This is a genomic window from Chryseobacterium sp. StRB126, from assembly GCF_000829375.1.
Taxonomy (GTDB): domain Bacteria; phylum Bacteroidota; class Bacteroidia; order Flavobacteriales; family Weeksellaceae; genus Chryseobacterium.
The window spans coordinates 4810953-4824636 of the sequence record NZ_AP014624.1; the positions used below are offsets into that span (position 1 = coordinate 4810953).

Genomic DNA, 13684 nt, shown 5'->3' on the forward strand with positions numbered 1-13684 from the left:
ATATTCCAACTAATAAAGTTTAAATAAATATAAAAAAAGTCCGGCCATTTCTTCGAAATGGCCGGACTTTTTTTATTAATTAATAGTTATTGTTTCAAAATTTTCTTAACAATAACATTTCCGTTTTGATTAATCTGTACAAAATTAACTCCTACAGGTAATTTTGAGGCATCAAAAGTAGCTGAATTCTGCACTTTTTTAGTTTCAAATAATTGTCCGGTAGCAGAAACAATTTTTACTTCAGCGTTTCCATTTAAATAAAGATCAAAGGAATTCTTAACGAGTGTATTAGAAATCTTAACACTATTTTTAATAAGCTCCAAATCTTTTGTTCCTAAAGAACCTGCTGGCGCCAAAACAACATCATCAAAGTAAATAGCCCCTGTAGTCACATTGTTTTGAGAATATACTCTTAAACTAAGTCTTAAAAAAGCTGTCCCTGCAGGTGTTGTTGCTGTAGCTGTAACATTTGTCCAGTTTGGGCTATCTGTAGTATAAGTTGATGGCTGGAAAGGGTTTCCAGATCCTGGAGTAATGTTAGCACTAGCACTTCTGAATTGAATCCAGTGTCTTGCTCTGGCATTCGCATCATTGTCTAGTACCCAATAAGACACAGTATAATCTGCATTTGGAGACGCAGGAACATCAACGAAATCTATATTACCATTTGAATTGATAGAAATTGGGGAAACTTTAATAGCATTACTTCCACTATGTACTATTGAAGTTTCTTTAGATCCACCTCCCATACTAAACCAACCATCTGGTTTTACAGAAGCATCAGTCCACGTTTCAAAACCACCATTAGTAATCAAATTCTGAGCATTTGAAAATGTAAACGCAGCTGTTGCTGCTAAAACAGTAAAGATCTTTTTCATAGAATAATTTTTTTTAAAAATTTATAGGGTAAAAATACAAAAAAACCACTCCTTATAACCAAAGAGTGGTATATATTTAACAATTTATTAAAATTACTTTTTAATAATCTTCTCAGAAACAGCTTTACCATTAACATTTCCTACCACAAAATAAATCCCACTCTGTAGATTTTCCACATTCACAGACCCATTTTCAGAAATAGATGCCGTTTTTACTACCTGCCCATTTGCATTGAAAATCTTAATATCGGATTTTGTTCCAAAGTAGATTTCTTTGTCCACAGAAGTATTTTTAATAAAAATTTCTTTTTTCCCTCTAACTTCTGCTGTTGCTAAACTTCCTGCTGCTGTCCAAGAAATATCATCTACAACAATTTGTCTGCTTCCTGTAGATCTGAATTCTATTACAACGTCTCCAGAAACATTTGCTGTTAAAGTTCTAGTATAATTTGTACCCATAGCATCCAGCGTATATGAATCATACATTGTTCCATTAACATATACCTGAATAATTCTATTAGCGGCAGTACCACCAGTAAAGTAAGATCTAACTGTATAAGTAACATTTCCTACCCCTCCTGCTCCAGAGTTTGCTTTTACATTTCTAGTCCCGTTCAAATCAAATCCAACAGAAGTTCCTGTAACATTATCACCAGTTGTAACTTTTCTTGCTCCGCTATAGTTCCATGTAACTCCATTATCTCCAGTATAACTACCAGAAGTATAACCACCTGCAGTAGCGCTTAGGTTAGTAAATGATTCTGACCCTTGTGCAGACGCTGAAATTGCAAGAACTGCAACAGCAAATAACGAATAAAGTTTTTTCATGTTTTTAATTTTTAATAATTAATAATTTCAGTGCCCAAATTACACTTAATTTTCAGCACATCACAATATTTAGATTAATTTTCTGTTAATAATAGTTAATCCGATGCTATTAACATTTTTTAATTACTTTTACCAATTATTTTTGAGGAGTTGCGGAATATTTTTATCCTATTCGTTGTTTTTTTCTTTGGCATATTTTCAGGAAATGCTCAGGTATTTTCATGGAAAAATCCCAACGTTCCTGAGGACAGTGTTAAAAAAGATAGTATTCTCGTCGCTAAGCTTGAACAGGACATTTTTGCAAAAGATACTTTAGACTTTATCCGAACTCATAACAGAATTGTTGTTGATGAAGCTGTACTGGCAAAAAATGATAAAAAAAGATTTCTGGGTGAGCTAAATTCCAAAGGGTCCATTATCCGTGGAATTACATTTGGTAATAATCAGGGACAATCTGTACAAAGTTCTATGGATCTTCAGATTTCTGGACGACTTTCCAAAGATGTCACCATTTTAGCAAGTATTTCCGACCATAACTTACCCATTCAGGCTGATGGATATACTCAAACTTTAGAAGAGTTTGATAAAATCTACATGCAGCTTAACATTAAGGATAAATCGATTCTTAGAGCCGGACACCTTGATCTTATGGAGTCTAAAAATTATTTTGCCAAATATCAGAGACGAAGCATGGGAATTCAGTTTCAGACAGAATTTGGGAAAGAAAATAAAACATTTGTGGATATTTCTGCCGGTGTAGCACGAAGTGAATTTCACAGAATCCGTTTCCAGGGGGTTGAAGGAAATCAAGGACCTTACCGTTTGACAGGGAAAAATGGAGAACAGTTCATTACTTTGATCTCAGGTTCTGAACAGGTATTTATTGATGGTATCTTAATGAAACGTGGGGAAAACCAGGACTATGTTATCAACTATAACACGGGTGAAGTTACCTTTACCAGTTTCCGTCCTATTTTCCAGCAGAATTTCATTACCATTTCATACAACTACGCCAACAGGAATTATTCAAGATATTTATTTACCGGAAAGCTTGAACATCAAAGGGAAAAGTTCAAAGTTGGATTGAATTGGTTCATGGAAAATGACAACAAAAATGCACCTCTAGCTTTAAGCTTATCTAAAGAAGATGAACAGATCCTTGCCAATGCAGGAAATGATCCTAATCTGATGTATGCACCATCGGGAGTTGTTACAGAATATGATGTTAATAAAATTCTATACCGCTTAAATACTGCCGGAAATTTCTATGAACTTTCTGCTGATCCCAATGAAACGCTTTACCAGGTATCATTTACTTATTTCGGAGCCAATCTGGGAGATTATAAAACAGCAAAAACAACCAATAACGGACGTGTTTTTGAATATGTAGGACCCAATGCCGGAGATTACAAAGCGGTGAGAAAACTTCCTTCACCACAAAAATCTCAGGTATTCTCTCTTAATTCTGAATATTTGCTGAATGAAGGAAAAATTGGTGCAGATATTTCTTTAAGTAATTATGATGTCAATCTATTTTCATCTAAAGATTCTGACCAGAATACAGGCTATGCTTACCGAATCTTCGGAAATAAAACTTTTACAAAAAGCTCTTGGAAAGGTACTCCAAGCTTTGAATATCAGTATATAGACAAACAGTTCCATATCCTGGACCGTATCAATGATGTGGAATTCTCCAGAGATTTCAACTTAACACAGGAGTTTAACAAAAAGACACAGAATCGTTTTATCTTCAGCTTTTTAAATAAATGGAATAATAAATCTACTTTAAATTACCGTATCAATTACTTAAATGAACAGAATTCTTATAAGGGTATTAAAAATGATCTCGATTTCGGCTGGATCACCGGGAAATTCTTTACAAAAGGAAATCTATCTTACCTGAGCACCAATGCTACCCTTCAGGATACCAAATTCATCCGTGGTGGAATATCAACAGAATTTACAGGAAAGAAAGGAAGCTGGGCTATAGGAGGAAGCATGGAGCATAATGAGAAAAAGTACAATGATACTCAGCTTATGGATGTCACAAGTTTCAGCTGGAAAGAAATCTTCGTGCAAAAGAAAATAGGAGACAGTACCCGTACAAAATTGCTTGCCAAAGTATATATGAGGGATAATGACTCAGTTCGCAACAACAGGCTTCAGAATATGAATAATATCCTTGGATTCATGGCAGAAAGTCAGATTATCAAAACAGAAAGAACAACTTTAAATGCACTGATTCATTACAGAAAATTCTTTTATTCAGGAGCAGAAGGTGGCGTCACCAGAAACAATGACTTTGTGGTTGGAAATATTCTTTACAATCAGCAGCTTTTCAGAAACGGAATGCGTTTACAAGCGTTCTATGAGCTTGGAAATGGACAGGAAGCACAAAGGGAGTTTCAGTATATTAAAGTAACGGATGGGCAAGGTGTTTATAAATGGACAGACTACAACGGTGACGGTATTCAGCAGCTTGACGAATTTGAAATTGCCGAATATTCCGATCTGGCTAAATACATTAGGGTTTATACCAACTCTGTACGGTATATTCCATCCAATAAAAACAAATTACAATTAGCTTTATTTGTAAATCCAGCGATTGTCTTTAATTCGGAAAATGCTTTCTTAAAGCGTTGGAATTTTAATATTTCGTTAAATTCTCAAAACTCATTCTATAAAAAAGATAAGGTTTTGGTACTAAATCCGTTTGAGAAAAACAGCGATCAGATCCTTAAAAATCAAAATATTTTAACCTCGGTACAGTTCAATCCGACCGATAAATCCGGATGGAATGGAAACTACCGATTCATTACAAACGATAACCTTATCAATGCTAATTTCAGTAACGAAGAACGTGAACAAACTTCCCACTTCCTGAATATTGGATATTGGTTCAATAAAGAATTCAGGGTTGACTGGGAAAACTCTGTTCATGATATTAAAAATACTTCACAGTTATTTATAACAAGGGATTACCGTTTAAATAATTTTGAAACCAAACCAAAGGCCACTTATAAATTTACAGATGCTCTTCAGGCTGAGCTTTCGTCTGCTTACCGCCAAAAACAAAGGATAGATGGTGAAGAATTGTTAAAAGCATTTGATGTGACAGGAACCATCCAATGGGAATTCAGAAAGACTTCCATTCGTGGAAATTTCTCTTTCATCAACAATAATTTTAATGGTAATAACTTCAGTATTGTAGGAAACCAGATGCTAGATGGTCTGAAACCCGGTAAAAACCAGGTATGGAGTGTATTCATCCAGCAGGCAATCAATTCATTTATCCAGTTGAACTTAAATTACGAAGGAAGAAACTCCGGAGAAAGGACTATCCATATCGGAAGCATGCAGGTAAAAGCAAGTTTCTAGAAACCCAACGTTTAAGGCTTAAGGTTCCTAGTTAGTTATTTCTCACTACTCTAAATTTTCTTCCCACCGCTCTAATACTCTACTACTCTAATACTCTCAAACATCTTTCAAACTCATCATTTACAGTAATAGATAATATCATATTTTCTACTAATCAGAATTTTGTAAATTTGCACCATGATAAAAATAGGCAATATAGAACTGCCGGAATTTCCACTTTTGCTGGCTCCGATGGAAGACGTAAGTGATCCTCCGTTCAGACGTTTGTGTAAAATGCACGGTGCAGATTTAATGTATTCGGAATTTATTTCTTCCGAAGGGTTAATTCGTGATGCCATCAAGAGCCGTAAAAAACTGGATATTTTCGATTATGAAAGACCAGTCGGGATACAAATCTTTGGTGGTGATGAAGAAGCAATGGCTATGTCTGCGAGGATTGTTGAAACAGTAAATCCGGACTTGGTAGACATTAATTTTGGTTGCCCTGTAAAAAAAGTGGTTTGCAAAGGGGCCGGAGCTGGAGTTTTGAAAGATATTGACCTTATGGTTCGTCTTACAAAGGCAGTAGTGAGCTCTACCCACCTTCCTGTAACCGTTAAAACCCGTCTGGGGTGGGACAGTACTTGTATCAATATTGATGAAGTAGCAGAACGTCTTCAGGAAACCGGAATTAAAGCCCTTACCATACATGCCAGAACCCGTGCACAAATGTACAAGGGAGAAGCAGATTGGGAACATATTTCAAGAATTAAACAAAATCCTAATATTGAAATTCCGATTTTCGGAAACGGTGATATAGATTCACCTGAAAAAGCACTTGAATACAAACAAAAGTATGCTTGTGACGGAATTATGATTGGACGTGCTGCTATTGGATATCCTTGGATATTTAATGAAATCAAGCATTTCTTTAAGACAGGTGAACATTTACCTGCTCCTACTATTTCAGACCGATTATTAGCAGTTCGTCAGCATGCTGAGTGGAGTGCAGAATGGAAAGGGGAAAGATTAGGACTGGTAGAAATGAGACAGCACTATAGCAACTATTTCAGAGGTATTCCTCACTTCAAAGACTTCAGAAAAAGATTCCTGGAAGTGTTCACATTAGAAGAAATGGATGCCCTGATTAAGGAAACCCAGCAATTCTACGAAGAATATCAGGCTCAGGTATAAAAATAAAAACCATCAAATTAACTTGATGGTTTTTTTATTTGTTCTTGAATATCAAATTTAATATCCACCAGATGAAGCTTCATTTTTAATGAGTGCCAATGCTGAGGAAGTTCCGATTCTCTTTACTCCCATAGTAATCATTTTTTCAGCATCTTCAGGAGTTCTTACGCCTCCGGCAGCTTTTACAGGAAGTTTTCCAGCGTTATCCAGCATTATTTTTATCCCTTCAAATGTTGCCCCATTAGGCTTCCCACCTGTAGTTTCATAAAAACCGGTAGATGATTTAACAAAAATATGAGGTAAATCATTGGCTGAAAAATTCTCTTCTGCCCAGTTCGAAATATTTTTAGTAAGATCTCCAATCTGTTCATCCGTTAAAGCTGCAATTTCAATGATCCATTTTGCAATTTTATGGTGTTCCAAAGCCAGCTTTGTACATTTTACAAATTCTTCTTTTACCAAGTCAATATTTCCCTGAAGATAAGCATTGTAATTAATTACAAAATCTAGCTCATCTGCTCCGTCTTCAATAGCTTTTGAAGCTTCTGTAAGCTTCTCTTCTACCGAATATGTTCCTTCATGGAATCCTATTACAGTTCCTACTGCAACATTTGAATTTCTGTCCTGAATATATTTTTTAATCTCCGCTACATAATCAGGCCTAATCATTACGGCAAAAATACCATTATCAATGGCTACCTGCGCAAGTTCTTTATCAATTTGAAGAGTTCCTTCATGTGAAATACCTGATTGTTCCGGTGTCTTCAAGTAAGTTGAATCCAAATATTGGGCTATGTTCATATCGTTATACTTTCAATTGTCTGTAAATACCTTGTTCCAAAGATATAAAAGTTTCTGTTCTTGTTACTCCTTTCAGTTTTTGGAGTTTGCTAAGAATTTGCATCAAATGGTCGTTATCTTTACAAAGAACTTTAAGGAATATTGTATAATTTCCTGTTGTATAGTGGGCTTCTACTACTTCATTGATATCATGCAAAGATTTTACCACTTCAGGGTAATGGCTTGGCTGATCCAAAAACACACCGATATAAGAAATTACTTTATATCCGATTTTTTTAGGATTAAGGAATGAAATTGAATTTTCAATAACTCCTGCGTGTTCCAGTTTTTTAATCCTTTGATGTACCGCTGTTGTAGAGATCCCAACATTCTTTGAAATGTGTGCTAAAGAAGTTTTAGCGTTATCCATCAACATGTAGATTATTTCCTTGTCGATGGAATCTAAATGATAACTTGTGTTGCTCGAATTTTTCATTTTCTACTTTTTTATTATTTATGTTTTTTTATGATAAGCTTTTAAACCTCACAAAAACCGGAAAGTGATCACTATATCCGCCTAAATACCGGGTACCGGCATAAGTTCGGAAAGGTCGTCCTTCAAAATTTCTGGTCCTGCTGCTGAGTTTATCAGAATTGAACACACGGGCTTCCTGAAAAGCTAGCGTTCTGTTGTCGAGAAGGGATCTCGACATCATAATCTGATCGTACAACAAGCCAGACTTATAATGAAAAGTAGAGTAATTTCTTGTAGAAAACAACTCCTGAAAAGGGTTCATCAAAACCTTCTCATGATCGTTGTCATAGAGAATTTGAACTAAATTTTCATCATCCGGGTTTTCGTTAAAATCACCACACAATATGACATGTTCCTTATCTGCATCTACAATTTTCATAATCCGTTGCCGGACCTCATTCAATATAAAGGCTCTTTTAGGTTTATTGATATCTTTCTCGCGCTTAGAGGGAAGATGGGCGATAAAGACATTAATAATTTCCCCTTTATATTTAATTTTCGAAAAAAGTACGTCTCTGGTAGTGTCGTAATTTCCAGTGTTTTTATAGGTTATTTCAAAAAAGAAAGTAATGGTTTCAGAATCTATAACCTCTACTTTATTTTTATCGTATAACATGGCTACATCCACTTTTCTTTCGTCCATAGAATTGTAATGTACAATTCCATATTCAGAATTAAAGGGTTCCATTTCTACAAGATCTTCTAAAACTTTCCTTCCGGAAACTTCGGATAATCCTATAATAAATGGCAATACTCCATTTTCCTCCTTCATCAATTGAAATACATGAGAGATTTTAAAAAGTTTATTTTTATATCTTCTCTCATCCCAGTTTCTTAAACCTGACTTTGTAGGATCTAATTTATGTACAGGTTTAGGATCGGGTAAAAATAAATTTTCAACATTATAAAAAGAGAACAGTTCCATCAACACAAATTTCTATACTTTAATTAATATGTTCTTTTTTCTAATCGTAAATTTATTATTTTTTCCAAATTACATTAATTTGCCCACAATACCAGCAAATCAATTTATAATAAGAAATATTTCAAATGTAATAAAAAAAATCAATAAAACCACAAATAGTGAATTAAATTTTCAATTAACCTTTAGTTTTATTCAATATATCGAAATTAAAATAATGAATAAAATTTAAAATAATTAAAACAAAAATTCAATTAAAAGACCAAAATTGATAATATTTTACTTTTCACCTACAATAATAACAAATATTATTCCATTTAATCCGTAGACAAATAAAATAAAATAAAAAACAGGGTTTAAACACCCTGTAACGCTGTATTAAAGAAGATCAGGGCGTTTTTCTTTAGTAATTCTTACTGCTTCATCGTGACGCCATTCTTCAATTTTTCCAAAATTTCCGCTTAATAAAATCCTAGGAACCTCCAGCCCTTTATAGACTTCAGGTCGTGTATAAATGGGTGGTGACAGAAGATCATCCTGGAAACTGTCTGTCAAAGCACTTTGTTCATCATTTAAAACTCCCGGAAGCAGTCTTATGATAGAATCAGCTAATACACATGCTGCAAGCTCTCCACCGGTAAGCACATAATCTCCAATAGATATTTCTTTGGTAATATGAAGATCTCTTACCCTCTGGTCTATTCCTTTATAATGTCCACAAAGAAAAATCAGATTTTGTTTTATCGAAAGAGAATTGGCTATTTTCTGGTTCAGCGTTATTCCGTCCGGTGTCAGATAGATCACCTCATCATAATCTCTTTGAGACTTCAATTCTGAGATACATTTATCCAATGGCTCTACCATCATTACCATTCCGGCTCCACCTCCGTAAGGTTCATCATCAATTTGTTTGTGCTTATTAATTGCCCAGTCTCTCAGGTGATGAAAATGTACTTCTGCCAACCCTTTGTCCATGGCTCTCTTTAAAATAGAGGTTTTAAATGGACTTTCCATCAATTCTGGAAGTACGCTTATGATATCAATTCTCATTGTAATGTTCCGTTTTTCTTAGTAGGTATAATAATTAATCTTAAGGAAGAATCCTTGTTGATATAGCTCCACATCCAGTTGAAGAATATAGCCAGCTTATTTCGAACGCTCAAAATTAGCATTAAATGGAGAAACATCCAGAAATACCATGCTAAAAATCCCTGAAATTTTATAAATGGTAAATCTACAACGGCTCTGTGCTTTCCTATGGTTGCTAAAGAACCCTTGTCATCGTATTCATATTCCTTCCATTCACCAGGATTTTTATTCAACAAATTTTTTCCTAAGTTTTTGGCCTGATTAATGGCTACATTGGCAACCTGAGGATGTCCTTGCGGATATTTGGGGGTTTCCATATAAGCAATATCTCCAATTGCATACACATTATCATACCCTTTTATTTTGTTGTATCGGTCTACGATATATCTGTTTCTTACCAATTTGTCTTCAGGAAAACCGTCGATTACATTTCCTGTAACTCCTGCCGCCCAGATTACATTATTAGATGCTATTTCTTTACCGCTTTTCAAATGCACTTTATCCCCATCATAATCTGTAACCACTTCTCCACTCATAAAGGTTACCCCAAGATCTTTAAGGTATTTTTCGGATTTCTCCTGAGCTTCACTGCTCATTACAGCAAGAGGTTTTTCTGTAGAACTTACGAGAATGATTTTCAGATGGTCGAAATTCATATATGGATAATCTCTTGGAAGAATATCTTTTTTCATTTCGGCAAAAGCACCTGCGAGCTCTACACCAGTTGGTCCGCTCCCTACGATAACGATATTCCAATTTCCGTCATCGCTGCGGCTTTTTTCAATAATCAGTTTTTCAAAGGTCATCAAAACGTGATTTCTGATACTGATGGCTTCCTGGGTATTCTTCATTCCGAAGGCTTTCCCTTCCAGTTCTTTGTTACCGAAAAAATTAGTTTTACAGCCTGTCGCAATGATCAATTTATCGTAAGTAAATTCTGCTTCATCAGTAATGACTTTATTGTTAGCGGCATCAATTTCCTTTACATCTGTCATCCGGAACTGAGTGTTTCTGGATTGCTGAAAAATCTTTCTGAATGGGAAAGAAATGTTGGAAGGTTCTATCCTTCCAGAGGCTACCTGGTAAAAAAGCGGCTGAAACATATGGTGGTTCATCCGATCCAGAACAATAACTTTTTTGTTCTTGTTATTCAATGTTTTTGCAAGCTGCAGCCCCGCAAATCCTCCCCCTATAATGATGATTTTTTCGCGTGTTTCCATAATACACAAATTTACTGATTTTATTTAGCATTTAGTAGTGAAAAAAGTTAGTTTTGCAAAACTTTATGACACCAAAAAAGTACACCAAAAAAACTGCCAAACAGATCCATAAGAACAGACGGAACAGCTATTTTTTCCGTCGAAAGGTGATATTAGCCATTTTAATTGTAGCTTTAATCGGGACCGGATTTTATCTTAAACAATCCGTAAGCTATTACTATGCTTTGTACTTTAACAAATTTACCCATAAAAAACTTCATAACAGCGAAAAAGAAAGTTCAAGGATTCAAAGAATATTAGCCAACAATCTTGATAAAACCTATGGATTTGATGTTTCTCACTATCAAAATAAGGAGGATATCAAATGGGACAGCCTCAGCATTGGTAACAAAACCATTCCTCTGGAGTTCGTGGTAATGCGGGCAACCATGGGAAATAAAAGTGCAGATAAACATTTTGATGAGTTTTGGGAAATGGCCAAAAAACACAACCTGATCCGTGGAGCTTATCATTTCTACAGAGCTGATGAAGATCCGGTGATCCAGGCGAATAATTTTTTAGCGAATGTAAAACTGGAAAGTGGAGATTTACCACCTATTCTTGATATTGAAAAGATTCCGAAACGGAAGACGAATAAAAAATTAGTGGAAGACCTGAAGGTATGGTGTAAGATTGTAGAAGAAACTTATGGTGAGAAACCTATCATTTACACCTACTATCATTATTATAAGGATTTTTTGAAAGGGGAATTTGAGGATTACCCTCTATGGCTTGCCAATTATAATGATGTTCCTACCCCATCTCCAGATAGCCAATGGGATTTCTGGCAATTTACTGAAAACGGAATTGTTCATGGGATCAATACTAAGGTGGATCTTGATATTTACAATGGTAATTCGTGGTCTTTGAAAAGACTGACATTGGATTAAGAAGGTTAGAAGGTGGATGCGGGAAGATGGAAGTTTTCGAAGTTTGAAAAAACAACTTTACACTTTATTTTCTCAACCTTCCAAAAGAAATCTGTTCAATTTAATTACTATGACAAAATCGACAAACCTACTTTAACTTCCAGCCTCCATCTTCCTGCTTCCTTCCTACTTCTTTCCAAGAAAATTCAGAATATCTGCATTCAGCTGATCCGGTTTTTCAAAAGGAACCATATGGGTGGTATACTTATAAATTTTCTTTTCAGCATTTGGAATTTGTTTGGAAATAAATTCTGTATGATCCGGTTTGATAACATCTCTATCTCCTGCAATAACGAGAACCGGGCTTTTTATTTTCTTTAAATCATCTTTACTGATATTAGGCTGCGTCAACATGATTTTCAAAAGTCTGCGTTCGCCAAGTGTTTCTTCAGGAGCCATATCATTCAGCTGTTTCATCTGATTGGTAAAACGTTCGATAAGTTTATCTTCCACTCCCTCAGGAAAAGCATTCGCTCCGATGGTTATAAGCTTATTAAGACGGTCTGGATATTTCAATGCAAATTCTAGCCCCGTATTTCCTCCATCACTCCAACCGGCAATATTAATTTTATCAAGCTTCAACTCGTCTGCTAATTCTTTTACATCGTCTGCAAATAATTTATACGTAAAATCTCTTTTGGAAGTATCTTTACTTTTCCCTTGTCCTCTTGTATCTACCGCAATAACTTTATATTGCTTAGAGAGAACCGGGATCTGCTGATAATAATCTTTGATGCTGCCTGAATTTCCATGAAGCAATACCAAAGGTTCACCTTCACCATATACCTCATAATACATATCAGTATCTTTCAGTTTTAAATATTTGCCCGCAGATTCATTTTTACCATATATAGACTGATTCGCTTCTTCTATATTTTTTGAATTATCTGCCATCCATCCCTGAGAGGCATCATCATCTGCATAGCCACCATCATCATCCTTTGTATCTTTTCCGTTTTTATCCATTTTCACATCAATATTAATAGCCGGTGCAGCAATCGTCATTTTTTTCCAGTCTCCATAGAATTCCCTGATGAATCCTGTTTTGAACAATGCAGCACTGATTTTAATACTTCCGTTAAATTCTTTTAAAAAATGAATTCCTACAAAAAACTTTCCTTTCACCCAGATGTTATGGTCGTTAACATCCAGTGTATAAGTTCCGTCTTTAATCATATCTTCAGTAAGCTGTACTGTAATTTCTTCGTCCAATAAGTTTTTATCCGGGAAACCGTCTTTCTCACTATAAATGCTGTATCGCATCATAACCGGCTCCGTGGAAGTATACCGGGCGATATTCAGATTAATATTCTTAATTTTAGATCTTTTTTTTGCATTAAACTCCAAAGCTGTTTCCCCAAGAAAACCGGCTTTATCTCCGGCCGGATTAACAAAATATAGAATACTTTTGGTTTTGGTTTTCACACCCCAGTTTTTATCCACCAGTTTTTTAGGCTTAATAGCGATCTCTTTGATGGTTTTGGTTTTCTCATTCAGGAATACCTGCTGCCGATCATGTTTTTTGAAATCCTGCACTGCTTCTTCATAAACTTCATATCCGGGTACTTCTATTTTTACTTTCTCTTGCACATCTATGCCCGTAAGATCTATTGAAAAATTTCCTTTTCCGTCTGATATGGTTCCGATAGTTTTCTTATCTACCCCAATCTTCACATAAGAAATAGGTTGATTTTCATTTTTAGAAATAATGGTTCCGGAAATGACCTGTGCATTGAAGGCTGAAACCGTAAGAATAAAGGATAAAACACTAAGTTTTTTCATGTTAAAAGTTTGATGCAAACATATCTATTTTATAACCATCAACATTCATAAGGCATTATTAAATTTAATCACCTTTTAGTTAAAATTATTCTAAATATCTCCCATTTTAGAGCATTAATTCTAAAAAACAT

Annotated in this window: 11 protein-coding genes; 3 read left to right on the forward strand and 8 right to left on the reverse strand. The window is 35.0% G+C overall.

Annotation, left to right across the window (positions count from 1 at the left end):
* Nucleotides 1–86: 86 nt before the first annotated feature.
* Both CHSO_RS21740 and CHSO_RS25205 read right to left on the reverse strand, forming a co-directional pair.
* Nucleotides 87–878, reverse strand: coding sequence for a T9SS type A sorting domain-containing protein (locus tag CHSO_RS21740; protein ID WP_045500811.1), 792 nt, complete (start codon nucleotides 876–878; stop codon nucleotides 87–89).
* Nucleotides 879–971: 93 nt separating this feature from the next.
* The gene (locus CHSO_RS25205) at nucleotides 972–1706 is read right to left on the reverse strand and encodes a T9SS type A sorting domain-containing protein (RefSeq protein WP_052480685.1); all 735 of its coding nucleotides are present in this window, start codon (nucleotides 1704–1706) and stop codon (nucleotides 972–974) included.
* A 150-nt stretch (nucleotides 1707–1856) separates the two neighbouring features.
* Between CHSO_RS25205 and CHSO_RS21750 the strand changes: the two genes are divergently transcribed.
* On the forward strand, nucleotides 1857–5084 hold the full coding sequence (locus tag CHSO_RS21750; protein ID WP_084221046.1) for a hypothetical protein: 3228 nt from the start codon (nucleotides 1857–1859) through the stop codon (nucleotides 5082–5084).
* 177 nt (nucleotides 5085–5261) lie between these two features.
* Complete coding sequence (gene dusB / locus CHSO_RS21755; RefSeq protein ID WP_045500813.1) at nucleotides 5262–6257, forward strand: tRNA dihydrouridine synthase DusB; 996 nt, start codon at nucleotides 5262–5264, stop codon at nucleotides 6255–6257.
* A gap of 57 nt (nucleotides 6258–6314) precedes the next feature.
* Here dusB and deoC read toward each other — a convergent pair whose 3' ends face one another.
* The 5 genes from deoC to CHSO_RS21780 form a co-directional block, all read right to left on the reverse strand.
* Nucleotides 6315–7058 (reverse strand): deoxyribose-phosphate aldolase, encoded by a 744-nt coding sequence (gene deoC, locus CHSO_RS21760; protein ID WP_045500815.1) that lies wholly within the window; start codon nucleotides 7056–7058, stop codon nucleotides 6315–6317.
* A gap of 4 nt (nucleotides 7059–7062) precedes the next feature.
* Nucleotides 7063–7533: an Lrp/AsnC ligand binding domain-containing protein gene (locus tag CHSO_RS21765; protein WP_002976659.1), complete on the reverse strand. Its 471-nt coding sequence runs from the start codon at nucleotides 7531–7533 to the stop codon at nucleotides 7063–7065.
* Nucleotides 7534–7561: 28 nt separating this feature from the next.
* Nucleotides 7562–8497, reverse strand: coding sequence for an endonuclease/exonuclease/phosphatase family protein (locus CHSO_RS21770; protein WP_045500818.1), 936 nt, complete (start codon nucleotides 8495–8497; stop codon nucleotides 7562–7564).
* Nucleotides 8498–8872: 375 nt separating this feature from the next.
* Complete coding sequence (trmD, locus tag CHSO_RS21775; RefSeq protein WP_045500820.1) at nucleotides 8873–9544, reverse strand: tRNA (guanosine(37)-N1)-methyltransferase TrmD; 672 nt, start codon at nucleotides 9542–9544, stop codon at nucleotides 8873–8875.
* Nucleotides 9541–10803 (reverse strand): NAD(P)/FAD-dependent oxidoreductase, encoded by a 1263-nt coding sequence (locus CHSO_RS21780; RefSeq protein WP_045500822.1) that lies wholly within the window; start codon nucleotides 10801–10803, stop codon nucleotides 9541–9543. The genes trmD and CHSO_RS21780 overlap by 4 nt, the downstream gene beginning before the upstream one ends.
* Nucleotides 10804–10868: 65 nt before the next feature.
* On the opposite strand from CHSO_RS21780, the gene CHSO_RS21785 reads away from it, so the two are divergent.
* Nucleotides 10869–11732, forward strand: coding sequence for a glycoside hydrolase family 25 protein (locus CHSO_RS21785; RefSeq protein WP_045500824.1), 864 nt, complete (start codon nucleotides 10869–10871; stop codon nucleotides 11730–11732).
* 165 nt (nucleotides 11733–11897) lie between these two features.
* Here CHSO_RS21785 and CHSO_RS25210 read toward each other — a convergent pair whose 3' ends face one another.
* Entirely contained in the window at nucleotides 11898–13553 is a 1656-nt protein-coding gene (locus CHSO_RS25210; protein WP_052480686.1) for an alpha/beta fold hydrolase, read from the reverse strand.
* Nucleotides 13554–13684 lie beyond the last annotated feature (131 nt).